Origin of the sequence: Ancylobacter moscoviensis (genome assembly GCF_007559435.1) — a bacterium.
GTDB lineage: Bacteria > Pseudomonadota > Alphaproteobacteria > Rhizobiales > Xanthobacteraceae > Ancylobacter > Ancylobacter moscoviensis.
In genome coordinates, this window is sequence record NZ_VMBP01000003.1 from 395,104 (window position 1) to 417,470 (window position 22,367).

Consider the following 22,367-nt stretch of genomic DNA (forward strand, 5'->3'; position numbering starts at 1 on the left):
ACGCCCACGATTGACCTTCGTGCCGCATGCGCCCATGCATGAGGCGCCCCGCTTCACCGGATTGCTGCCGACCGTGCGTTCCCTGCTGTTCCTTCTGACCTTGGCTATCGGCGCCGCCGTCGGGCTCGGCCTCACCTGGATCACCACGGTGAACGGCTACGGCCCCGGCCTGGTGCGCTCCGGCCCGTGGGAGACCTGGCCGAAGGCCGGTACGGAAACGGCGGATCCCTATGCGCGCGCCGCCCTCGCGCGGGCCGGCGAACTGCCGCTCGAACTGGCGGACGGCATCGCCTTCACCGCCGCCGTCGATGCGAACGGGCGGGCGCTCGACGGGCGCTGCGACATCCGGCTGTCCGGCAGCGTGCCGCAGGCGCGCCTGTGGACGCTCACCGCGACCGACGCCCAGGGCCGGCTGATCGAGAACGCCGCCGATCGTTCGGGCTTCACCAGCACCGAAGTGGTCTGGAACCGCGACGGTACGCTCGACGTGCTGCTCGGGCCGCGGGCGCGGCCGGGCAACTGGCTGCCGACCGGCGCGCGCGACCGCATCGTGCTGACCCTGCGCCTCTACGACACCCCGGTGGGCCTCGCCAACCGCACCAGCGATGCGCCCCAGATGCCCAATCTGGTGACGGAGCGCTGCCCGTGGGACCGCCCGTCATGAGCGCCCTTGTCCCGTCGCCCGCCCACCGCCTCCCCTCGCTTCGCGGGAGCGCCCGCCGATGACCCGCCTCATCCTGCCCATCGTCGCGGGCATCGTGCTCGGCGCCATCGTTCATCTGGTGGCGGTGCTGATGCTGCCCTATCTCGCCGAGCAGGACGCCTATGCGCGCCTTTCCGCCGTCGGCAGCCCCAATATGGTGGCACAGATCGACGATCCCTCCGCGCTCGGCGCGGTGCTGCCGGCGGCCGATCCGGCCTTCATCTCGGCGGTGTGCCTCTACGATCTCGGCGAGGGGCCGTTGAAGGTGCGGGTGCCGACGACCGAGGACTACACCTCGGTGTCGTTCTACACGCGCTACGGCATGCCCTTCTACGCCATCAACGACCGCTCGGCCGGGCGCAGCATCATCGAGCTCGATCTGATGAATGCCAAGCAGCGCGCCGCGCTGCCGGAGGACGAAGAGGTGACGGCGGCTGACCGCCTGATCGTCGAATCGCCCAGCGACGAGGGCATCGTCATCATCCGCGCGCTGGTGCGCGAGCGCGGCGCCCGCGACGAGGTTCGGGCGCGGATGGATGCCGCGACCTGCGGCCCCGCCTCATAGCGGCTCGCGGATCGGGGCACTGACCTTGATGCGAGACTTTTTGGCGGCGGGCACCAGAGGCACCTGTTCCGGCCGCACGAACTGCACGACCTGAAGAATGACGATTTCGCCCGTCATATCGGGCGGCACACGGACGCCGCGGGTTTTCCCCTGCGCCCGACGGATCGGAAACGGCACCACCGCGCCCATCGCGCCCTCCGTTGCTCCGTCAACCGGACCTGATCCCCAGTACGGGTCATTATGGTTAACGGCTTTCTAACGTTCGCCGCCTAGCTTGGTTTCGCGCTTCCCGTCGGAAGTGTCAGATACCATTCGCGAGCGCTCCGCCGTCCATGCCTTCCACCCCCGGCTTCGGCCCATCCGATCCGATCGACCCGGCGCGGCGCGTCCATCCGGACTCGCTCGGGGACACGCGCCCGGACATGCTGCGGCTGCTCGTTCAGGAGTTCCTTCGGCATCCCGTCCAGAACGAGGCGGCCGAGGCGCGATTCGTCACCCTCGCCATACGCCTCATCGAAGCGGTCGAGGTGCCGGTCGCCGCCAAGCACATCCGTGAACTGGCGCCGAATCCGGCGATGCCGCGTGCACTGGCCCTTTATCTCGCGACCGCGCCGCTCTCCCTCGCCGGCCCCGTCCTCCGCCTCTCGCCGGTATTGAGCGAAGCCGATCTCGCCGATCTGGCCGAGCGCGCGGCCCCGGCGCACCTCGCCGCCATCGCGGCGCGCCGCGACGTCTCTCCCGCCCTCGCCCGTCGCATCGCCGAGTTGGTGCACCACCGCCGGGAACAGGGAGAGCGGGAGGATTCACCGGACGGGACGAGCGAGATGGCGGAGGAACCCGCCACCTCCCCATCCCCGGCAGCTGCCGTCGACGACATGGGGCATGCCCCTCCCCCGGTCGCGGTGACGGCGGAACCCACCGAGGTTTCGGCTGCCGCCGACGCCGAAGCCGAAACGGGAACTCCCGGGGCCCACCTGCCCGACCCCGAGAGCGCGCCCGCGCCAGCCATCGATTTCTTCGCCGCCGGCCCAGAGGAGCGTGCCGCCCTCATCGCCCGGCTCGTCACCCTGCCACCGCTGCCGCTTGTCGAGCGCGCCGTCGTTCCCCCGGCCGGCTTCATCGATGCCCTGCTCGACGCGGCCAAGGCGACCGGCACCGGCGAGTTGGCCCGGCTCATCGAACGCACGCTCAGTGTCACGCCAGAGAATGCCGCCCGCATCGTGGCGGACCCCACCGGCCAGGCGATGGCGGTCGCCGCACGGACGCTCGGCCTGTCCTTCGCCATCCTTTCGCGGGTCCTGTTCCGCCTGCATCCGGCCACCGGCCGTTCGGCGGAGGAAATGGCACGCCTTGCCGAGATGTTCGATTCGCTTCCGCTCGCCAGTGCCCAGCATCTGGTGGCGTCCTGGCGTTCCGGCCGGCGCCCGACGCGCGAGCGGCCGGAAGATGCGCCCTCGATGCGCAGCTATGCCGTTCCGCACTCCGCCGCCCAGGCCCCGCCGGAAACCGCCGAGGACCGGCGCCGCAACGGCTAGTCCGTCGCCAGATCGAGGAAGGACCGGCCTTCCCGGTCCTCGATCTCGACGAACCACAGGTCAGAATCGTAACGCATCTCGCGCGCCATCCGCTCTTCCGCGTCGCGTTCCGGGCTGCCCGGCGGCAGCAGCGGCGTGAACAGCCGCTCTCCCGGCTCGGGTTCACGATCGAGCGAGGGCAGGGCTGGCCCGTAGAGCGCGGCGTTGCCGTCGAGCGTCGCCACCTTCACGAAGATCGCACCGGCCTCCTCGGCCCCGCGCCGACGCACGGCGGCGAAGGCGCCCGCGCCATTCGCGCGGCGCACGAGGGCGGAGACCCAGATCGCGCTCTTGAGGCGGCTCGTCATCCTACTGGATGGAAAGGCCCGCGACCGCGTTCAGTTCGCGGATCACGCGGTCGGAAAGCTGCCCGGTCACCGGCAGCCGGCGGTCGCGCTCGAAGCGCTGGATAGCCTCTTCGGTCGTCGTCCCCAGCTTTCCGTCGATGCGGATGGGACCGTAGCCGAGCCGCGCCAGCGCCTTCTGGACATCCATGATGCGCGGCGACACCGGCACCTCGCCGGGCGGAACGAGCCCGGCCGGCGACGCATTCGCCACAGGGGCGGGCGCAGGCAGCGCGGCGGGGGCCGCCGCAACGGCGGCCGGGCGCGGCGCAGGAGGAGCAGGCTTGATCGGCGGCAGCGGCGCCACGGCGAGCGAGGCCGGAGGCGTCTCGGGCTGCGCGGGAGCCGAGGCTGCGGGCGCGGCTTGCGGCGCGCTGGTCGCGGCCTGCGGCGCGGCACCGCCGGAACCATTCACCTGACGGATGTCGGCGGGCGCGGCCGTAGGAGTCGGTGCCGCCGCCTGACGCGGCATGGTGCCCGACCGCCCCTGCTGCAGCCCCAGCGCATTGAACAGGATCGCCGTGCTGGCGGCAGCGGCGAGGACCATCATGAACAGGTCCGAGCGGCGCCAGCCGGCACGAAAGGAAGGAATCGCGACGCGCTCGCTTCCAAGGTCGATTTCGTCCACCAGAAGGTCGCTTGCGTAGGATCGGGGCATGACAACCGTTTCGTGGCAACCGTTTCGGGAGGCATCCGTGCCGTCGCGAGGCACTCTGCCATGCAGGGGTTTAAGCGAACCCTAAAACGGCGACGTCCTTAACAGCCGCTTTCCGCGATCGTCGGAATTTTCGTGATTCCGACACCGGTTGAGCAACCCGGAGCCCTTATTCTGCGGCACCTGAAGAACCATCGAGGCGAGCTTCCGCGAGACGGATCATGTTTTTCCTGTTGCGCATCGGTTTCTGGCTGACCGTCGTCTTCCTGCTGCTGCCCGCAGTGGTAGGCGGGCCGTCGTCGAACGGCACCACGGCAGTCACGGATTCGAAGGTCAGCGCAATGGACGCGCTCTCGGCCGCCACTTCGGCTGTCGCCGACGCGAGCGGCTTCTGCGCGCGCCAGCCCAATGCCTGTGCCATCGGCGCGGGGCTCATCGAGGTCATCGGCGAGCGCGCGGAAGCCGGCGCCCGCTTCGCCCTGAGCTATCTGTCCGAACAGATCATCGAGGAAAAGCGCAAGGCGGCCGCCCGCGCCGCGGGCACGCCCGCCGGCGACACGCTGAACGCCCACGACCTCAGCCCGGGATGGCAGGGTCCGCGCCAGCCGGCCGCGTCCCTGCCGCTCACACCGCCCGCCGTCACCGGCGCATCGCCGGCGGAAGCCCCCGCCGAGCCGGCAGCCGGCGCCGTGCCGCGTCCTCCCCGGCGCCCGGCCTGAGCATCAGCCGCCGCGACGAAAGAGCGGGCGCGCAGCGGCCCCAGCCATTGCGCTCGCCCCCACGGCGCCCCTATATGCGGCTGAAGAGGCGCCGATGACATCAAAGATCGACAGCATCATCGAGGACTTCGAGCTTCTCGATAATTGGGACGACCGCTACCGCTACCTGATCGAGCTCGGCCGTACCCTGCCGCCCTTTCCGGAGGAGCGACGCACCGAGCAGTCGAAGGTGCAGGGTTGCGCCAGCCAGGTCTGGCTGGTGAGCGAGGCCCGGCCGGACAACGATGGCCCGCACCTCGTCTTCCTCGGCGACTCCGACGCCCACATCGTGCGTGGCCTCGTCGCCATCCTTCTGGCGCTTTATTCCGGCCGTCCGGCCCATGACATCGCCGCCACCGATCCGACCTCGGTGTTCGAGCGCATCGGCCTCAAGGAACACCTGACGCCCCAGCGTTCCAACGGCCTGCGCTCCATGGTCGAGCGCATCCGCGCCGAGGCGCGGCGGGTCCTCGCCGACGCGGTTCACTGAGACGCATCACCCGTCACGTCGCCCGCCCTCCAGGCGCGGCTGCGTGTTCGTTCCGGCCCCTGCGCCACTTCCGCCAGCCCGTAGTGGCGGGCCAGCCGACCCAGCGCAAGCGACAGGACGACCTTGGCGGTGCGCGCCGGCCAGCCCCTCTCCCGCTCGATCTGCTCCACCCCCTTGAGAAAGCAGCACACATCCAAGAGAAGGCCGGAGAATTCCGGTCCCGTCGCCTCCAGCGCACGTGACAGGCGCTGACGCGCCGCCAGCATCGCTTCCGACGCATTGAGACCGGGGACGAGCCCCCGCCGGCTGCCACGCGCCACCGCCTCCCAGTCGGCGCCGAGGCGCGGTGTCATTCCCGCGCGGGTAAAATCCACCCGGAGCCGCTCGCCGGCGATGAGCTGCACCGGTGAGACGAAGCTGCGTCCGTCCCGCCCGCGCCGACGCGCGAGCCAGCCGAGCGGGCTTTCCTCAAGGTCCACGGCGACGCGTGTCCGCGCACCGTCGATCTCGATCTCGACATGGTCGATCCGCGGCTCAGACATGCGCGCCTCCCGACATAGGGGCACCCGCCAGCCCGCGCACGCTCTCTTCCAGCGCGGCCACCCAGCGGTCCCAGCCGGCAACCTCGCGACGTTCCTCGATCTTGCGGCAGGCATGGGCGACGGTGGAGCGGTGACGGCCAAAACCGGCCGCGACGCGGGTCATCGGTAGTCCAAGCCCGACATGGGCCAGATACATTCCCAGCGCCCGCGCCGAGGTGCAGCGGCTATCACGCCGGCGCGACCCGATGACGACATCGACCGGCACGCCCACCGCTTCCGCGGCATGCATCGCCGCCACAAGGCAAGGTTCTCTGCGGGGGGCGTCGGTATGGAATGGATGGGTGGAATCGGCCGTTTCGACTTCGCTGCGTGGGAGCATGGGGCTGCCTCCTTGATAGGAATACAAGCCTATAATCCATGCCGCCCGCAATCAAGAACAAAAAGAGAACATTGTACACAGAAGCCACAATCAGAACTGCGCCGTTCAGAAAATAGGAAATTTATCCGCACCCCTCGCCACCTTGCCGATACTGGCGCGCATGGATCAGCGAGGTTGAACATGCACACCCGTCGAGCCCGCCGCATCCGGGCGGTACGAAGCGATGAGCCGGCGGAAGCCATCGCCGCCCGGGCCGCCTCGTTGCGGCCCTTTCTGGGACAATCCGGCGAGGAGCGCGGTATCAATCTGCGCCGAATGCTTCGCCTGGAGCGCCGCGCGGCCCGCTGCGGCGTGGGATATGACGCCCTGCGTCACGCGGCCCTGCGCCGGCTGCTTGCTGAGGCGGAAGGCCCATCACCAGTTGTCGGCGCAACACAGGAGTACGCCGACGTGCGCAACGAAAAAGGCCGCCACCCCAGGTGACGGCCTTCCGTTCTCTTTCATGCCGGCGAACCGGCCGCGCGTCTCAGCTTTGTGTCTCAACCGCGCGCGGAACGCCGACGCTGCTGGCCGAGGCCCATCTCCTTGGCCAGCGCCGAGCGCGCCGCCGCATAGTTGGGCGCGACCATCGGATAGTCGGACGGCAGACCCCACTTCTCGCGGTATTCTTCCGGCGTGAGGTTGTACTGCGTGCGCAGGTGGCGCTTCAGCGACTTGAACTTCTTTCCGTCCTCGAGGCAGACGATGTAGTCCGGCATGACGGACTTCTTGACCGGCACCGCCGGCTTCAGCGGCTCCACGACTGGCTCGGCCTGGCCCTTGTCCACGCGCTGCAGGGCGCCGTGCACATCGCCGATGAGGGCGGTCAGATCATTGGCCGAAACCGCATTGTTGCTCACATATGCCGAGACGATGTCGGCGGCCAGTTCGATATAGCTGTCAGCGTCCTTGGTGTCGCTCATGGCTCGTTCTTCAAATGACATCGATAAACCGTGACGCCACATGTGGGCGCCGTGCCGCATCCGCAGACGTGCAGGGGAATACGTCACGTCGGCGCATCTTCATTCGGCGCCTGGATACAATCTGATAGATAGACTTCGCGCCCGCCGATAACAAGATTTTTCGAACAAATTCCAACACAATTCTGCGTGCTGACCCAGGGGCGCCAGACTGTCCCTGAGCTAGATCAAGCTCAAGTTGGACAAGCTGCCTATTTTCAAGCTGGCTCCGGCCTCTTGCGGGGCAAGGCAAGACTTCGTGAAGGGCACCAACACTTGCCGGAGCGGGAGGGGACGATTATCTCTGCGGAAAACCTCAAGGATTCCGCGATGAACCAGCCCTCCCGCCGACCCAGAGTGGTGAAGACGGACGCGCAGTGGCGTGCCGAACTGACCCCCGAGCAGTACCGCGTGACGCGCGGCCACGGTACCGAATGCGCCTTCAGCGGCCCGCATCTGGCGCAGAAGGAACCCGGTCTCTACAGCTGCGTCTGCTGCGGTGCGCCGCTGTTCCGCTCCAACGCCAAGTTCGAATCGGGCACCGGCTGGCCGAGCTTCTTCCAGCCGGTCGATGCCGAGGCGGTCACCGAATATCACGACCATTCCTACGGCATGCACCGCATCGAGGTGCGCTGCGCCACCTGCGACGCCCATCTCGGCCATGTCTTCCCGGATGGCCCGCGCCCGACGGGGCAACGCTTCTGCATCAACGGCGTCGCCCTCTCCTTCAAGGCCGATGAGCCCGACGCGCCGGGTGCCGCCTCGTGAACACGCGCCCCGCCGTGACGGCCCCCACCCATCCGCCGCTGGTCCGCAGCTTCCATGGCCAGACCCTTGTCGACCCGCACGCCTGGCTTCGCGCCGATAACTGGCGCGAGGTCATGCGCGACCCGTCCGTGCTCGATGCCGACATCCGGGCCTTCCTGGAGGCGGAGAACGCGGCCGCCGATGCCTGGCTCGCCCCGCATGCCGATCTGCGCCGCACCCTCGTCAAGGAGATGCGTGCGCGCATCAAGGAAGACGACGCATCCGTTCCGGCGACGGACGGTCCCTACGCCTATTTCACCCGCTTCCGCGAAGGTGGCCAGCACCCGCTGATCTGCCGGCGGCCGGCAGGCGCCGTCGCGGGCGAAACGATACTGCTCGACGGCGATGCCCTGGCCGAGGGCAAGGCCTATTTCCAGTTCGGCGACGCCCAGCAGTCGCCCGACCACGCGCTGTACGCCTGGACGGCCGACGAGGCCGGGTCGGAGTACTACACGCTGCGCATCCGCGACATCGCCGCCGGCACCGACCTGCCGGACGTGGTCACCGAGACCACCGGAGACGTGCTCTGGAGTGCGGACGGCCGGCACATCTATTACATCCGCCGCGACGCCGAGCACCGGCCGAGCTTCGTCTACCGCCACCTGCTCGGCTCGGACCCGGCCAACGACGTGCTCATCTACGAGGAGCCGGACAAGGGCTTCTTCGTCTCGCTCGGGCGCACGCAGTCCGGCCGCTTCGGCCTCATCTCCTGCGGCGACCACGACACCAGCGAGGTCTGGCTGCTCGACCTGCACGCGCCGCTCGCCCCGCCGGTCCGCGTGGAGCCGCGCGAGCCGGGCCTGCGCTACGGGGTCGAGCACCACCCCTCCCTCGGAGGCGTGGAGAGCCTGATCATCGAGACCAACGCCGACGAGGCCGAGGACTTCAAGATCGTCACCGCCCCGCTTGCCAGCCCCGGGCGCGCCAGCTGGCGCGATCTGGTGCCGCACAAGCCGGGCAGGCTCCTGCTCTCGCAGAGCGCGTTCCGCGATCATCTGGTCCGGCTGGAGCGCGAGGATGGCCTGCCGCGCATCGTGGTGCGCGCACTCAAGGACGGATCGGAGCATGTCGTCGCCTTCGCCGAGGAGGCCTACGCGCTCGGCTTCGACCCCGGTTACGGTTTCGACAAGACCGAGATCCGTTTCACCTATTCCTCGATGACCACCCCTTCCGAGGTGTGGGACTATGACGTCGAGAGCCGCGCCCGCGTGCTGCGCAAGCGCCAGGAAGTGCCCTCCGGGCACGATCCGGCGCGCTACGTCACCCGCCGGCTGATGGCCCCGGCGCCGGACGGTGAACTCATTCCCGTCTCGCTGCTCTTCGCCAGGGAGACGCCGCTCGACGGCACCGCCCCCTGCCTCCTCTATGGCTACGGCGCCTACGGCATCTCCATTCCCGCGAGCTTCTCCACCTCGCGCCTGTCACTAGTGGATCGCGGCTTCGTCTACGCCATCGCCCATATACGCGGCGGCACGGAGAAGGGCTGGCGCTGGTACCGGGAAGGCAAGCTGGCGAAGAAGACCAACAGCTTCACCGACTTCATCGCCGCCGGCGAACATCTGGTGGCCGAGAAGATCGTCGCGCCCGACCGCATCGTCGCCCATGGCGGCTCGGCCGGCGGCATGTTGATGGGTGCCGTCGCGAACATGCGGCCAGAGCTTTTTGCCGGCATCGTCGCGGAAGTGCCTTTCGTCGACGTGCTCAATACCATGCTCGACGACACGCTGCCCCTTACCCCGCCGGAATGGCCGGAATGGGGAAACCCGATCACCGACGCGGAAGCCTTCGCCACCATCCGCGCCTATTCGCCCTACGACAATGTCGCGGCGAAGGACTATCCGGCGATCTTCGCGCTCGCCGGCCTCACCGATCCGCGGGTGACCTATTGGGAGCCGGCGAAATGGGTGACGCGGCTGCGCGAGATGAAGACCGACAGTCGGCCCCTCCTGCTGCGCACGAATATGGAAGCCGGCCATGGAGGCGCCGCCGGGCGCTTCGACCGGCTGGAAGAAACCGCCATGGTCTACGCCTTCGCCCTGGCCATGGCAGGGGCCGCGACAGGGCTTTGAAACGACGAAGGGCGCCGCGAGGCGCCCTTCCTTTTATGTCATCGGCTGGTCGGTTCAGGCGCGATTGGCGCCGCCGGACACATGGTCGCGCAACTCCTGCAGCGAGGCGAAGCGCAGCGTGCCGTCGGGCAGGTCCGCCTCGATCGAGCCGTCCGAATAAAGCTTGTAGGCCATGCCGCCGATGGTGCCGGACTTCAGCACCGTGACGTCGGGCTCCGCCTCCGGCTCCTCCACTTCCGGCTCGCCGGAGAGAAGATCGGCATCGCGCAGGAACGCCGGCGGCTCGGCGGGAGCCTCCTCCGGCGGCCGCGACGGGCGCGGCTCGGGAGGGCGCGGCTCAGAAAGGCGCGTTTCGGGAGCACGGGGTTCAGGAGCGCGGGGGTCGGGCAGACGCGGCTCGGGTACGCGAGGCTCGAAGGTCTCGCCCCCGAGACCCGGCGCCGGGCGCTCGGGCGAGCCCGTGCGAAGGAAGGGCGGCGGCTCGCGGCGCGGAGGCTCGATACGGGAAGATTCGACCCGCGACGGCTCCGGCCGCACGGGCTCCGCGCGAAACGGTTCCGCAGGAGCCGGGCGGGGCGAGGGAAGCGAATCGAAATCAGGCGCCGGCTCGCGCACGAGCGGCGAAGCCTCGGGCTCCAGCTCCACCTCCTCGTCCCGTGCCAGCCCGGCCTCTTCCTGACGCTTGCGGCGGAACCAGGACGGCAGTCCACGCTCCTCCGCCGTCGGCTCTTCGATCAGGGCAGGCTCGTCTTCCGGGAGGGCGGTCGAAACGGCGACGAATTCCTCTTCTTCCACGACACGGGCGGACGCCGCGGAAGCCGCTCCCGGAGCATGGCCGGCGGCGACGTAGCCCGCCGGGCCGTGGCCGGTGTGGAACTCGTCTTCCTCCGGCTCGAAATGCACCGCGCCTTCCAGCTTGTCGGCGATTTCACGCAAGACCCGCAGAATGGAACCGAGGGCAACGAGCAGAAGTCCACCAATAAAAATGGAACTGCCGACCGTCATCATGCGGCCTGCTCCGGCCGTCTCCGAAGAGCCGTAGCCCATCGCTCCCAGGACGAACCCAAGCACGGCAAGCGCCGCCCCGATTCCGATGACTATTGCACCCATCAACAAACTCCACGGGACCGATTCGCAGCCGGTCCTTCATTATGAGACCTTACGTCTAGTGTCGCTTTAACGAAAGCGCCGTGCCTCTCCCCTACGGCCGCCTCTTTTCCACCCCTCCGAAGGCGGGGGAAGAAATCGGGCGCGCGCGATGCTTTTGGTTGTCCGCGGGTCGATACCGACCTATCTAATCAGCGCCGATCTTTCGCGGTGCTCGCGCACCCGTGGAAGCTCCCGCGCCGGGGTTCGGCCGGATTTCATTTCGCGGAGACAGATTCGATGTCCTTCACGCTTCCTGATCTTCCCTATTCCTACGACGCTCTCGCCCCGTACATGTCGCGCGAGACGCTGGAATACCACCACGACAAGCACCACCTGGCCTATGTCAACAACGGCAACAACCTGCTGAAGGGCACGGAGTGGGAAGGCAAGTCGCTGGAGGAGATCGTCAAGGGCTCCTACGGCAAGAACGCCGGCCTCTTCAACAATGCCGGCCAGCACTACAACCACCTGCACTTCTGGAACTGGCTGAAGCCGAATGGCGGCGGCGCCATCCCGGGTGAGCTCGAGAAGAAGATCGTCGAGGACCTCGGCTCGGTCGAGAAGTTCAAGGAAGACTTCGTCCAGGCCGGCGTCACCCAGTTCGGCTCCGGCTGGGCGTGGCTCGCGGTCAAGGACGGCAAGCTCGTCATCGACAAGACCCCGAACGGCGAGAGCCCGCTGGTCAAGGGCGCGACCCCGATCCTCGGCGTCGACGTGTGGGAGCACTCCTATTACATCGACTACCGCAACCGCCGCCCCGACTACCTCAAGGCCTTCGTCGACAACCTGGTGAACTGGGAATATGTCGCCCAGCTCTATTCCAAGGCCGTCTGAGCCTTTGGGCCGTTCGCAGGTCCCGCATGGACGCCGCTGCCCGACCGGGCGGCGGCGTTTTGCGTTCTACTGGCCCTGCGTGCGCGGGCGCCATCCGCGCGGCGCGGGCGGCCATCCCCTGACGCAGTAGTCGTTCCAGAAATTGAGCTGCCAGGCCGAGCGCCACTGGTAGAGCCAGTTGTCGCATTCCGCCTTGGTGCGAAAGCAGCCGTCCACCGTCCGGCCCTCGATGAAGTCCACATTCCAGGGCGACTGCCGGCGGCCGGTAAAATGGCCGTACCAGAGCTTCGCCGGCGGTGTGGACGCCGCCATCCGGCGGCAGTCTCCCCCCGGGAAGGTGCCGGTAAACTCATAGGCCTTCGCCGTCGGCGCTCCGGCAGCGACCACCAGAATCGTCGCCAGCACTCCGGCACAGCCGATCGGAATCACGCGCGTCATGACACGCTCCTCCCGCGGAAGAGGCGACCTTCGCGGCTTCCGCCCGTTTTCAATGTAATACCGCCGGCCCGGGCGGAAAGGGACCTACAGCCAGCGTATCGCGCGCAGAAACGCGACGAGACCGACGCCGAGAAGCGCCGCCAGCACCGTCACCCCCCAGAAACCGTTCGGGTCCTGGGAGCCGGGTATGCCCTCGACGTTCATCCCCATCAGGCCGGTGATCAGCGTCAACGGCGCGAAGATCACCGTCACGGCGGCGAGGATGAGCATGGAGCGGTTCATCTGCTCGGCGCGACGCTCCACCATCTGGTCGTGGATCACAGCCGCCCGGTCGCGCACCGAGTCGAGTTCCTCGGCGAAGCGCGTCACCCGGTCTGCGGCCTCGCGAAGCCGGTTGCGGTCGCGCGGCGAGAGCCATTCGGCATCTTCCAGCGAGAAATGGTTCAGCGCCTCGCGCTGCGGGGCGATGTAGCGGCGCAGGATGATGGCGACGCGCCGGACCTCCGAGACCTTCGGACTGAGATTGGACAGCGTGGCGCTGAGCACCAGCTCTTCGAGCTCGTCGGCGTCCTCGGCAAGCGCGGTGATCACCGTGTCCATCCGGTCCACCAGCCGCATGGACAGGTCGGCGACGAACTCGCCTTGCGTGCGCGGGGCCCGCCCGCGCGCAATCGCATCCTCGAAATCGCCCACCGCCGAGAGCGAGCGCTTGCGCACCGAAACGATACGGCGGGGCTCCACCCAGAAGCGGATCGAGTGCATCTCGTCCGGCAGCGAATAGGGCATCAGGTTGATGCCGCGCAGATTGAGGAAGGCACCATTGTCGAACAGTGCGCAGCGCGGGCGCGTCTCGGCCGCGTTCAGCGACTCGACGATGGACGGATCGATGCCGCTGTCATCGGACAGCCAGGTCCGGCCATGCGCATGATCGAGTTGCTGGAGATGGATCCAGTCGAAGCCGTTTCCGTCCGGCGGCCCGCGCCGGATCTCGTCCCAGTCGATCCGCCGCGCTCCACCCGCGCCGTCGAATGCCCAGGCGCTTACGAGACCTTCCCTATCGTAGTCCGGCAAAGCTGCGCTCCTGATTTCCGGGATGAACGCCGGATGAACGGACGGATTGGAATGCGTTCAGTTTGATGAACCTTTTGCAACAGCCGGTTCAGTTTGGGTTCGGGGGACGGGAGCTAGCTTTGCCTCCATCAACGGCCAATCCCGGCCGCGAGCGACTAGCAGAGTTTACCGAGGACGTCATGATCCGCTACCCGAAGGCTACCAAGCTCGCCGCGCTCGCCCTGGCGGGCCTCACCCTCGCTTCCACCGTTCCCGCCGCAGCCGATGGCTGGCGCGGCCACGGCCGCGGTTGGGGCGGCCCGGGCTGGGGAGGACCTGGCTACTACTACGGCCACCGTCGCCACAATAACGGCGCGGCCGTCGCCGCCGGCATCATCGGTGGCCTGGTGGTGGGCGGCCTCGCCGCCGGAGCCGCGAACAACTATTATCGCCCGCGCTGCTGGACCGAGACCCAGACCTTCTACAACCGCTGGGGCGAGCCGCGTTACCGCAATGTCGAGGTCTGCCGCTGACGGCACCTCGGATCCAAGGGCGGCGGAGCGATCCGCCGCCTTTTGCGTTTCCGCACCGCCCGTCAATAGGTCACGGGCTGGGGATCGACCTTCACGATGCCGCTGCGGTCGAGCTTCTCCAGTGCCGCGCGGACCGGCACGCCCTGCACCACGAGATCCGGCGCCAGTTCGGCCAGCGGAATCAGCGCAAAGGCGCGCTCCATCATGCGCGGATGGGGAATTTCGAGATCCGGCTCTGCCACCACCTCGTCGCCGTAGAGCAGGATGTCGATGTCGATCGTACGCGGCCCGAAGCGCACCTCGCGGGTGCGGTCACGCCCGAAGGCGTGCTCGACGCCGAGCAGCATGTTGAGCAGCTCGCGGGCGGAAAGCTCCGTCTCGACCGCCACCACCATATTGAGATACGGCCCCTGCGGCACCGGCCCCCAGGGCGGCGTCTCGTAGAGCGACGAGCGCGCGATGATCTTCAACCCGGTGCGGGCGATCAGCCCCACCGCCTTCGCCATGGTCCCCGCCCGGTCGCCGAGATTGGAGCCGAGGCAGAGATAGGCGATGCGCCTCTCGACCTTGCGCGGCCGGCGGATAAAAAATTCAGGAGGCATGAAGGATCGCCTCCGTCACCCGCGCCGCCTGCACATGGGCGGCGACGTCATGGACGCGGATGATGGCGCAGCCAGCCGCAATGCCGAGCACGTTGGACGCGATGGTTCCCGGCAGCCGCTCGGCCGGCGTCGTCTCGATCACTTTGCCGATCAGCGATTTGCGCGAAGTGCCCAGCAGGATCGGGAAGCCGAGCCGGACGAACTCCCCGAGCGCGGAGAGGGCGCGCAGGTTCTGCTCGAAGGTCTTGCCGAAGCCGATGCCGGGGTCGAGGCTCATGCGCTCGGGCCGGATACCGGCGCGCGCCGCGCGCTCCAGCGACTGCTCGAAGAAGGCCACGATATCGGCGACGATATCCACGGCCGGATCGACATTGGTCCGGTTGTGCATGGCCACCACGCCCGCATCGTAGGCGGCGGCGACGCGCGCCATCTCCGGATCGCCCATCAGCCCCCATATGTCGTTGACGATGGCCGCGCCGCGCTGAAGCGCCGCTTCGGCCACCGATGCCTTCTGCGTGTCGATGGAGATCGGCACCGGCAGCTCGGCCAGCGCCTCGACCGCCGGCAGCACGCGCCGCAATTCTTCTTCCGCCGGCACGGGCGTATGGCCGGGTCGGGTCGATTCCCCACCGATGTCGAGAATGTCCGCGCCCTCGTCGACCAATCGCCAGGCATTGGTCACCGCGTCCGACAGGGCCGCGCTCCGCCCGCCGTCGGAGAAGGAATCGGGCGTGACGTTGAGGATGCCCATCACCAGCGTGCGGTCGGCATAATCGAGCCGGCGGCCGCGCGCGTCGAAGAGGCGTTGGGTGGGCGGGGTGAGGCAGGCCATGATGTTCCCGGCGTTGCGGTCTTTCGTTCCAAATCGCGCGCCGTAACGCGGAACGCAAGCCGCTCGATGGTCGAGGCCACGATTGAGACGGCGGTGAGCGTGCGGCACCGCTTGCCGAACCGCCCCCGCCTGCGCTCTAAAGGTGGCCGAGGAAGCGCGCATGGTTCGCGCGTTCACAGTTCGCTGGCAGGAGGCGGCCATGTCCGGAGACATCGACGGCAAGATATTCGTCGGCAAGAGCGAAAAGCCGGAATATCTCACTCTCAGGCTGGCGAACCGCCACGGCCTCGCCACCGGCGCCACCGGCACCGGCAAGACCGTCACGCTGCAGACGCTGGCGGAAGGCTTCTCCCGTGCCGGCGTGCCGGTCTTCGCCGCCGACATCAAGGGCGATCTCTCCGGCATCGCCATGCCCGGCGAAGGCCAGGAATGGATCATCAAGCGCTGCGAGGAAATCGGCGTCGACTACGTGCCGGACGAATTCCCGGTCATCTTCTGGGACCTGTTCGGCGAGCAGGGCCATCCCGTTCGCGCCACCGTGTCCGAGATGGGGCCGCTGCTGCTGGCGCGGCTGATGAACCTCAACGAGGTGCAGGAAGGCGTGCTCAACGTCGTCTTCCGCATCGCCGACGAGCAGGGCCTGTTGCTGCTGGACCTCAAGGACCTGCGCTCCATGCTCGCCTTCACGGCGGAGAACGCGGCCAAGCTCACCACCACCTATGGCAATGTCTCCGCCGCCACGGTGGGTGCCATCCAGCGCTCGCTGCTGGTGCTGGAGAATCAGGGCGCCGACAAGTTCTTCGGCGAGCCGGCGCTGAAGATCAGCGACCTGATGCGCATCGACCCGCGCTCGGGCTACGGAACGATCTCGCTGCTCGCCGCCGACAAGCTCATGGGCTCGCCGCAGCTCTACGCCACCTTCCTGCTCTGGCTGCTCTCCGAGCTGTTCGAAGAACTTCCCGAGGTCGGCGACCCGGACAAGCCCAAGCTCGTCTTCTTCTTCGACGAGGCGCATCTCGTGTTCAACGAGGCGCCCAAGGCGCTGCTGCAGAAGGTCGAGCAGGTGGTGCGCCTCATCCGCTCGAAGGGCGTCGGCGTCTATTTCGTCACGCAGAGCCCGCTCGACGTGCCTGAGAGCGTGCTCGCCCAGCTCGGCAACCGCGTGCAGCACGCCCTGCGCGCCTTCACACCGCGCGACCAGAAGGCGGTCAAGGCGGCGGCCGATACCTTCCGCCCCAACCCCAAGCTCGATACCGCTCAGGTCATCACCGAGCTCGGCAAGGGCGAGGCGCTGATCTCCATGCTGGAGGGCAACGGCACGCCCTCCATGGTCGAGCGCACGCTGATCGCCCCGCCCGCTGGCCGCGTCGGGCCGATCACGCCGGAGCTGCGCCAGCTCGCCATCCAGCAGAGCCCGGTGCGCGATGTCTACGATCAGACGCTGGACCGCGAATCCGCCTATGAGGTGCTGACTAAGCGCGCCGAGGAGACCGCGCCGGCCGAGGCCGCGCCGACGCCCGCCTCGCGCAACGCCCCCGCCCCCACCGAGGCTGATGCCACGGCCGGCGGCGGCCTGCTGGAAAGCGTGCTCGGCGGCCTGTTCGGCACGCGCCCGCGCGGCCGCATGAGCGTCGGCGAGCAGGTCACGCGGCAGGTCACCCGCGAAGTCACCAATCAAGTCACCAAGGCGATCCTGCGCAACGTGCTCGGCGGCGCCCGGCGCCGCTAGCCCTCCCCGATGCCATGTCCCGGCGGGCGGCATCACCGCGGCGCCGGGACTACTCCCCCGAACCGGCCCTTCCGACGCCAGCCGACACCGCGCCGGGACGACTTTTCCAGGACAAGGACCCCGGCCATGGCCGATCTCGACCGCGTTCTCGCCACCGTGGACGCCGATCTCGATGCCTCCATCGAGCGCCTTTTCGCCTTCCTGCGCATCCCCTCCATCTCGACCGACCGCGCCTATGCCGCAGAGTGCCGCCGCGCCGGCCAGTGGCTGGCGGACGACCTCGCCTCGCTAGGCTTCGCCACGAAGCTGAACGACACGCCCGGCCACCCCATTGTGACCGCCGCCTCGAACGGCGGCGCCGCGCGGCGCGTGATGTTCTACGGCCATTACGACGTACAGCCGGTCGATCCGCTGGACCTGTGGGAGAGCCCGCCCTTCGAGCCGCGCATCGTCGAGAACGCGGAGGGCGTGAAGCGCATCGTCGCCCGCGGCTCGGCCGACGATAAGGGACAGGTGATGACCTTCGTCGAGGCCTGCCGCGCCTTCGTCAAGGCGACCGGCAAGCTCCCCGTCGAGGTCACGGTGATGGTCGAGGGCGAGGAAGAGAGCGGCTCCGCCAATATCGGCCCCTTCGTCGCCGCGCATAAGGACGAACTGAAGGCCGACCTCGCGCTCGTCTGCGACACCGGCATGTGGGACGCGCAGACGCCCTCCATCATCCTGTCGCTGCGCGGCCTGATGCATGACGAGATTGTCGTCCACGCCGCCGACCGCGACCTGCACTCGGGCTATTATGGCGGTGCTGCCGCCAATCCGCTGCACGTGCTCTCCAAGGCCATCGCCGCCGTGCACGACGCCAATGGCCACGTCGCCATTCCCGGCTTCTACGACGGCGTCGTCGAGCCGCCGGACTACATGAAGGCCGCGTGGTCGAAGCTCGACCTCACGCCGGAGAACTTCCTCGGGCCGGTCGGCCTTTCGCTGCCCTCCGGCGAGAAGGACCGGCTGCTGATCGAGCTCATCTCCTCGCGTCCCACCTTCGAGGTGAACGGCATGTGGGGCGGCTATATCGGCGAAGGCTCGAAGACGGTCATCCCCTCCATCGCCACCGCCAAGATCTCCTGCCGCCTCGTGGCGAACCAGGATCCGGTTCAGGTGCGCGACGCGGTGCGCGCCTTCATCCGCGCGCAAATCCCCGCCGACTGCTCGGTCGAGTTCCTCGGCGGCGAGGGCAGCCCGGCCGTCGCCGTGACGCACGACAATCCCGATCTCGCGAAGGCCGCCAAGGCGCTGGGGGACGAGTGGGGCACGCCGCCGGTCACGGTGGGCGAAGGCGGTTCCATCCCGGTCGTCGGGCAGTTCAAGAAGGTGCTCGGGCAGGACACGCTGCTTGTCGGCTTCTCGCTCGACGACGACCGCATCCACTCGCCGAACGAGAAGTACGACCTCACCTCGTTCCACAAGGGCATCCGGAGCTGGGTCCGCATCCTCGCGGCGCTGGCGCAGTAGGAGGCGCGCCCATGTCACGACACTCGCAGACCTGGACCTATTTCGACGGCGCGTGGCACGAGGGCAACGTGCCGATCATGGGCGTGCGCACCCATGCCGCCTGGCTGGGCACCTCGGTCTTCGACGGCGCCCGCGCCTTCGAGGGCGTGACGCCCGACCTCGACCTGCACTGCCTGCGCATCAACCGCTCGGCGGTCGCCATGGGGCTGAAGCCGGTCGTCTCCGTCGAGAAGTGGGTCGAACTCACCCATGCCGGGCTGAAGCGCTTCCCGCCGGACGCCGCGCTCTATATCCGTCCCATGTACTGGGCCGAGTATCCCGGCGCGCGCACGGTCGACGCCGACCCGGAATCGACCCGCTGGTGCCTCAGCATCTACGACGCGGCCATGCCCGATCCGACGCGCGGCACCTCCATCACCCTGTCTCGCTACCGCCGCCCGACCATCGAATGCGCCGTCACCGACGCCAAGGCGGGCTGCCTCTACCCCAACAACAGCCGCGCGCTGGTTGAGGCCCGTAGCCGAGGCTTCGACAATGCCGCCCTGTGCGACATGCTCGGCAATGTGGCGGAGCTCGCCACCGCCAACATCTTCATCGTGAAGGACGGTGTCGCCCTGACGCCGGCTGCCAACGGCACCTTCCTTGCCGGCATCACCCGCACCCGCACCATCGGCCTGCTGCGCGAGGCCGGCGTCGAGGTGATCGAAGGCACGCTCAGCTGGGCCGATTTCAAGAGCGCAGACGAGATCTTCACGACGGGCAACTACTCCAAGGTCTCGCCGATCACCCGCATCGAGGAGCGCGACCTTCAGCCGGGGCCGGTCTACCGCAAAGCCCGCAAGCTCTACTGGGATTTCGCCCATCCCTGACGCAAAGCCCCCCCGCCGGAAGGCGGGGGGCTGCGTTCCGGTCGCGCATCGTACCGCATGCGCGATGCCGTCACATCTTGAAGCGGCGGGTCCAGTCGTCGATCTGCCGGTTGGCCTCATCCTTGGCGAGGCCGTAGCGCTCCTGCAGCACGCCCTCCAGCTCCTCCCGCTTGCCGTGCAGGCGGTCGATATCGTCGTCGGTCAGCTTGCCCCATTGCTGGCGCACCTGACCCTTGAGCTGTTTCCAGTTGCCTTCAATCCGATCCCAGTTCATGGGGCTCTCCCTGTTGAGATAAGGTTCGTGCCTCGTCGGGCAGGGGTGGCTGCCGGAGCCGTCGCCCGTTCGGATGGCTGGACCACCCTCGCGGAAGGAAAATGCTCTAGTTTCAAGAGCCTGGAGTACATCTTCCCGTCCAGACGATTTTCTCGCCTGGGGAAATGCTCTAGCATCCCCCCGACAACGCGCAGGTCCCCGATTTGATCCACGCCCAGCCCCTCCCCTCGCTCGACGATCTCGTGGAAGGCGTGCGCGCCGGCCGCCGCGCCATGCTGGCGCGGGCCATCACGCTCGTGGAATCGCGCAAGGCCGAGCATCGCGCGCTGGCGGAGCAGCTTCTGCAGGCGCTGCTGCCCTTCACCGGAGCGGCGATGCGCGTCGGCATCACCGGTGTGCCGGGCGTTGGCAAGTCCACCACCATCGATGCGCTCGGCAGCTATCTGCTCGATCAGGGCCATCGCGTCGCGGTGCTGGCCGTGGACCCCTCCTCCACCCGCACGGGTGGGTCGATCCTCGGCGACAAGACCCGCATGGCCCGCCTCTCGATGGACGAGCGGGCCTTCGTGCGCCCCTCGCCTTCGGCCGGCACGCTCGGCGGCGTTGCGGCGCGCACCCGCGAGACGATGCTGCTGTGCGAGGCCGCCGGCTACGATGTCATCCTCGTGGAGACGGTCGGCGTCGGCCAGTCGGAAACCGCCGTCGCCGACATGACCGACACCTTCCTCGTGCTCATGCTTCCTGGCGCCGGCGATGAGCTTCAGGGCATCAAGAAGGGCATCATCGAGCTTGCCGACATCGTGGCGGTGAACAAGGCGGACGGCGCCAACGCCACCCGAGCCAAGGCGGCGGCCAGCGAATATCGCGCCGCACTGCACGTGCTCGGCGGACGCGAGGCGCACTGGTCGACGCCGGTGCTCACCTATTCCGGCCTCACCGGCGCCGGCATCGAGGAGCTGTGGTCGCAGGTGCGGCTGCATCGCGAGCGCGCGGAGCTCGCGGGCGCATTCGCGGACAAGCGCAGCGCCCAGCAGGTCAAGTGGATGTGGACGCTGTTCGACGACCGCCTGCGCGACCGCATGCGCGCCGATGCCACGCTGCGGGCCGAGCTTCCGGCGATCGAGCGCGCCGTCGCCGCCGGCACGCTGTCGCCCACGCTCGGGGCCTCGAAGATCGCGCGTCTCTTCGGCTGGTAGCCGGCGCGCAAAAAAGCCCGATTGGCGGTAAACTATTCATTAACCACAAAATGCCGCTGCCGGATCGGGGCCGGCTGTGGATGCCTGGGGCGAAGGGGTAACGGGGCGAATGGACGAGCGGCGCGAGCTGGCCGGACAGCGTGTCTTCATTGTCGAGGACGAAACGCTGGTCGCCGCGATGATCGAAGCCATGGTGGAAGAGCTGGGCGCCGTCGTTGTCGGCACCGAAAGCCGGATCGCCGGCGCGCTGAATTTCGTCGCCGCCCGTCATCGTGACTTCGACGTCGCCGTGCTCGACCTCAATCTGGGCGAGGGGCACAGCTACGACATCGCCCGTGCCGTCACCGGCCACGGCATCCCCATTGTCTTCTCCACCGGCTACACCGGCTGCGCCATCGACGAGGCGTGGCGCGATCGCCCGCTGCTGAACAAGCCGTTCCAGCTCGCCGATCTCGAGAACGCGCTGGCGCGGGCGCTCGCCGAGCGCACCGGTTGAGATGCCGCACGGCACCGGCCCGCGCATCCTCGTCACTGGCTTCGGCCCCTTTCCCGGCATGCCGCGCAACCCCTCCGCGGTGCTGGCGGGCGCCCTGACCCGCAGCCCGCAGCTCAGGCCGGCCGACTTCACCCTGAGCATCCTGCCGACGAGTTGGGCCGAGGCGGAGGCCTTCGCCGCGACCCTCGACGCTTTCGATCCGGACATCGTGCTGATGCTCGGCGTCGCCGGGCGCCGCCGCCATGTCGCCATCGAGACGCTGGCCCGCAACGCCACCGGCCCTTTTCCGGATGTGACCCGCAAGCGTCCCGCCGCACGTCTCCTGGAGACGGGGGCACCGGCCAGCCGCCGGATTGCGGCGGCGCCAATGCCGCTGCTCCGGGCCCTGCGCGAAGCCGGCGTGCCGGCGCGCCTCTCGCGCGATGCCGGCCGCTATATCTGCAACGCTCTCGCCTGGCGTGCCTATGGCTGGGCGAGGGCTGGGCGACGGGCCGACGGCGGACCGCGCCTCGCCGTCTTCGTCCATATCCCGCTGCCGCGCCCCGGCGCGCTTTCGCAGGCACGGCTTCGAAGGGCGCTGGAAGCGCTGCTCGTCGCCCTCGCCGGCCAGTGTCGTCCCGCCATTCCGGCCACCGTCAGGGCAGCGGCTGAACGGTGACAGGGATGGAAGCGAACCAGGCCGCGAGGTTGGCGATATCGGCGTCGGACAGGCCCTTGGCGACCACCGTCATCATCTCGTTCTCGCGCTTGCCGGAGCGAAAGTCCTCCAGCGCCTTGACGAGATAGAGTTCCTGCTGGCCGGCGAGATTTGCCGCGGTCGGCATCTGGGCGACGCCGTTCTGCCCGTGGCAGACGGCGCATTGGGCCGAAGCCTTGGCCCGCCCGACCTTCGCATCCTGCGCCATGGCCGGCGCGCACAACATCGATGCCGCGAGGAGCGGCATGAAGAAAGACCATTTCATAAGCTGTTCC

At 68.3% G+C, this 22,367-nt stretch carries 29 protein-coding genes; 16 read left to right on the forward strand and 13 right to left on the reverse strand.

Annotation, left to right across the window (positions count from 1 at the left end; all coding sequences use genetic code 11):
• Nucleotides 1-73 precede the first annotated feature (73 nt).
• Nucleotides 74-664 carry a DUF1214 domain-containing protein gene (locus tag FO470_RS11920; protein ID WP_144343286.1) on the forward strand — a complete coding sequence of 197 codons (591 nt, stop codon included), beginning with the start codon at nt 74-76 and terminating at the stop codon, nt 662-664.
• 58 nt (nt 665-722) lie between these two features.
• Nucleotides 723-1,268, forward strand: a complete 546-nt coding sequence (locus FO470_RS11925; RefSeq protein ID WP_144343169.1) for a DUF1254 domain-containing protein — start codon at nt 723-725, stop codon at nt 1,266-1,268.
• Here FO470_RS11925 and FO470_RS11930 read toward each other — a convergent pair.
• On the reverse strand, nt 1,263-1,457 hold the full coding sequence (locus tag FO470_RS11930) for a hypothetical protein (protein WP_144343170.1): 195 nt from the start codon (nt 1,455-1,457) through the stop codon (nt 1,263-1,265). The two genes, FO470_RS11925 and FO470_RS11930, sit on opposite strands and share 6 nt — an antisense overlap.
• Before the next feature lie 143 nt (nt 1,458-1,600).
• Here FO470_RS11930 and FO470_RS11935 point away from each other — a divergent pair, with 143 nt between their 5' ends.
• Entirely contained in the window at nt 1,601-2,803 is a 1,203-nt protein-coding gene (locus FO470_RS11935; protein ID WP_144343171.1) for a DUF2336 domain-containing protein, read from the forward strand.
• Here the strand turns inward: FO470_RS11935 and FO470_RS11940 are convergent.
• Both FO470_RS11940 and FO470_RS11945 read right to left on the reverse strand, forming a co-directional pair.
• Nucleotides 2,800-3,150: a DUF1491 family protein gene (locus tag FO470_RS11940; RefSeq protein WP_144343172.1), complete on the reverse strand. Its 351-nt coding sequence runs from the start codon at nt 3,148-3,150 to the stop codon at nt 2,800-2,802. The genes FO470_RS11935 and FO470_RS11940 overlap by 4 nt on opposite strands.
• A 1-nt stretch (nt 3,151) precedes the next feature.
• A complete protein-coding gene (locus tag FO470_RS11945) occupies nt 3,152-3,844 on the reverse strand; it encodes a peptidoglycan-binding domain-containing protein (RefSeq protein ID WP_144343173.1) in 693 nt (230 codons plus the stop codon).
• A 218-nt stretch (nt 3,845-4,062) separates the two neighbouring features.
• Here FO470_RS11945 and FO470_RS11950 point away from each other — a divergent pair, with 218 nt between their 5' ends.
• Both FO470_RS11950 and FO470_RS11955 read left to right on the forward strand, forming a co-directional pair.
• Nucleotides 4,063-4,560: a DUF5330 domain-containing protein gene (locus tag FO470_RS11950; protein ID WP_144343174.1), complete on the forward strand. Its 498-nt coding sequence runs from the start codon at nt 4,063-4,065 to the stop codon at nt 4,558-4,560.
• 94 nt (nt 4,561-4,654) lie between these two features.
• Nucleotides 4,655-5,089, forward strand: a complete 435-nt coding sequence (locus FO470_RS11955; protein ID WP_144343175.1) for a SufE family protein — start codon at nt 4,655-4,657, stop codon at nt 5,087-5,089.
• On the opposite strand, the gene FO470_RS11960 is transcribed toward FO470_RS11955, so the two are convergent.
• On the reverse strand, nt 5,083-5,631 hold the full coding sequence (locus FO470_RS11960; RefSeq protein WP_144343176.1) for a DUF6456 domain-containing protein: 549 nt from the start codon (nt 5,629-5,631) through the stop codon (nt 5,083-5,085). The two genes, FO470_RS11955 and FO470_RS11960, sit on opposite strands and share 7 nt — an antisense overlap.
• Nucleotides 5,624-5,920: a helix-turn-helix domain-containing protein gene (locus FO470_RS11965; RefSeq protein ID WP_246659578.1), complete on the reverse strand. Its 297-nt coding sequence runs from the start codon at nt 5,918-5,920 to the stop codon at nt 5,624-5,626. Before FO470_RS11965 ends, FO470_RS11960 begins: the two co-directional genes overlap by 8 nt.
• Nucleotides 5,921-6,190: 270 nt before the next feature.
• On the opposite strand from FO470_RS11965, the gene FO470_RS11970 reads away from it, so the two are divergent.
• The gene (locus FO470_RS11970) at nt 6,191-6,493 is read left to right on the forward strand and encodes a hypothetical protein (RefSeq protein WP_246659579.1); all 303 of its coding nucleotides are present in this window, start codon (nt 6,191-6,193) and stop codon (nt 6,491-6,493) included.
• A gap of 56 nt (nt 6,494-6,549) precedes the next feature.
• Here the strand turns inward: FO470_RS11970 and FO470_RS11975 are convergent, their stop codons facing one another.
• Entirely contained in the window at nt 6,550-6,972 is a 423-nt protein-coding gene (locus tag FO470_RS11975) for a Ros/MucR family transcriptional regulator (protein ID WP_144343178.1), read from the reverse strand.
• 366 nt (nt 6,973-7,338) lie between these two features.
• On the opposite strand from FO470_RS11975, the gene msrB reads away from it, so the two are divergent.
• Entirely contained in the window at nt 7,339-7,776 is a 438-nt protein-coding gene (gene msrB / locus FO470_RS11980) for a peptide-methionine (R)-S-oxide reductase MsrB (protein WP_144343179.1), read from the forward strand.
• Nucleotides 7,773-9,884 (forward strand): S9 family peptidase, encoded by a 2,112-nt coding sequence (locus FO470_RS11985; RefSeq protein WP_144343180.1) that lies wholly within the window; start codon nt 7,773-7,775, stop codon nt 9,882-9,884. The genes msrB and FO470_RS11985 overlap by 4 nt, the downstream gene beginning before the upstream one ends.
• A gap of 54 nt (nt 9,885-9,938) precedes the next feature.
• On the opposite strand, the gene FO470_RS11990 is transcribed toward FO470_RS11985, so the two are convergent.
• A complete protein-coding gene (locus FO470_RS11990) occupies nt 9,939-10,892 on the reverse strand; it encodes a hypothetical protein (RefSeq protein WP_144343181.1) in 954 nt (317 codons plus the stop codon).
• A gap of 378 nt (nt 10,893-11,270) precedes the next feature.
• Between FO470_RS11990 and FO470_RS11995 the strand changes: the two genes are divergently transcribed.
• Nucleotides 11,271-11,867, forward strand: coding sequence for a superoxide dismutase (locus FO470_RS11995; protein WP_144343182.1), 597 nt, complete (start codon nt 11,271-11,273; stop codon nt 11,865-11,867).
• 66 nt (nt 11,868-11,933) lie between these two features.
• On the opposite strand, the gene FO470_RS12000 is transcribed toward FO470_RS11995, so the two are convergent.
• Nucleotides 11,934-12,305: a hypothetical protein gene (locus tag FO470_RS12000; RefSeq protein ID WP_144343183.1), complete on the reverse strand. Its 372-nt coding sequence runs from the start codon at nt 12,303-12,305 to the stop codon at nt 11,934-11,936.
• A gap of 84 nt (nt 12,306-12,389) precedes the next feature.
• On the reverse strand, nt 12,390-13,376 hold the full coding sequence (locus FO470_RS12005) for a zinc transporter ZntB (protein WP_144343184.1): 987 nt from the start codon (nt 13,374-13,376) through the stop codon (nt 12,390-12,392).
• 179 nt (nt 13,377-13,555) lie between these two features.
• Between FO470_RS12005 and FO470_RS12010 the strand changes: the two genes are divergently transcribed.
• Nucleotides 13,556-13,888, forward strand: coding sequence for a hypothetical protein (locus FO470_RS12010; protein ID WP_144343185.1), 333 nt, complete (start codon nt 13,556-13,558; stop codon nt 13,886-13,888).
• A gap of 62 nt (nt 13,889-13,950) precedes the next feature.
• Here the strand turns inward: FO470_RS12010 and folK are convergent, their stop codons facing one another.
• Nucleotides 13,951-14,490, reverse strand: coding sequence for a 2-amino-4-hydroxy-6-hydroxymethyldihydropteridine diphosphokinase (folK, locus tag FO470_RS12015; protein WP_144343186.1), 540 nt, complete (start codon nt 14,488-14,490; stop codon nt 13,951-13,953).
• On the reverse strand, nt 14,480-15,322 hold the full coding sequence (gene folP / locus FO470_RS12020) for a dihydropteroate synthase (RefSeq protein WP_144343187.1): 843 nt from the start codon (nt 15,320-15,322) through the stop codon (nt 14,480-14,482). Before folP ends, folK begins: the two co-directional genes overlap by 11 nt.
• Before the next feature lie 199 nt (nt 15,323-15,521).
• On the opposite strand from folP, the gene FO470_RS12025 reads away from it, so the two are divergent.
• The 3 genes from FO470_RS12025 (at nt 15,522) to FO470_RS12035 (ending at nt 19,429) form a co-directional block, all read left to right on the forward strand.
• Nucleotides 15,522-17,051, forward strand: a complete 1,530-nt coding sequence (locus tag FO470_RS12025) for a helicase HerA-like domain-containing protein (protein WP_144343188.1) — start codon at nt 15,522-15,524, stop codon at nt 17,049-17,051.
• 126 nt (nt 17,052-17,177) lie between these two features.
• A complete protein-coding gene (locus FO470_RS12030) occupies nt 17,178-18,560 on the forward strand; it encodes a M20/M25/M40 family metallo-hydrolase (RefSeq protein ID WP_144343189.1) in 1,383 nt (460 codons plus the stop codon).
• A gap of 11 nt (nt 18,561-18,571) precedes the next feature.
• The gene (locus FO470_RS12035; protein WP_144343190.1) at nt 18,572-19,429 is read left to right on the forward strand and encodes a branched-chain amino acid aminotransferase; all 858 of its coding nucleotides are present in this window, start codon (nt 18,572-18,574) and stop codon (nt 19,427-19,429) included.
• A gap of 70 nt (nt 19,430-19,499) precedes the next feature.
• Here FO470_RS12035 and FO470_RS12040 read toward each other — a convergent pair whose 3' ends face one another.
• Nucleotides 19,500-19,703, reverse strand: coding sequence for a CsbD family protein (locus FO470_RS12040; protein WP_144343191.1), 204 nt, complete (start codon nt 19,701-19,703; stop codon nt 19,500-19,502).
• A gap of 203 nt (nt 19,704-19,906) precedes the next feature.
• On the opposite strand from FO470_RS12040, the gene meaB reads away from it, so the two are divergent.
• The 3 genes from meaB (at nt 19,907) to FO470_RS12055 (ending at nt 22,053) form a co-directional block, all read left to right on the forward strand.
• Nucleotides 19,907-20,899 carry a methylmalonyl Co-A mutase-associated GTPase MeaB gene (gene meaB, locus FO470_RS12045; RefSeq protein WP_144343192.1) on the forward strand — a complete coding sequence of 331 codons (993 nt, stop codon included), beginning with the start codon at nt 19,907-19,909 and terminating at the stop codon, nt 20,897-20,899.
• Nucleotides 20,900-21,008: 109 nt separating this feature from the next.
• Complete coding sequence (locus FO470_RS12050; RefSeq protein WP_144343193.1) at nt 21,009-21,395, forward strand: response regulator; 387 nt, start codon at nt 21,009-21,011, stop codon at nt 21,393-21,395.
• A 1-nt stretch (nt 21,396) separates the two neighbouring features.
• Nucleotides 21,397-22,053, forward strand: a complete 657-nt coding sequence (locus tag FO470_RS12055) for a pyroglutamyl-peptidase I (RefSeq protein WP_144343194.1) — start codon at nt 21,397-21,399, stop codon at nt 22,051-22,053.
• On the opposite strand, the gene FO470_RS12060 is transcribed toward FO470_RS12055, so the two are convergent.
• A complete protein-coding gene (locus FO470_RS12060; protein WP_246659571.1) occupies nt 22,031-22,357 on the reverse strand; it encodes a c-type cytochrome in 327 nt (108 codons plus the stop codon). The two genes, FO470_RS12055 and FO470_RS12060, sit on opposite strands and share 23 nt — an antisense overlap.
• Nucleotides 22,358-22,367 lie beyond the last annotated feature (10 nt).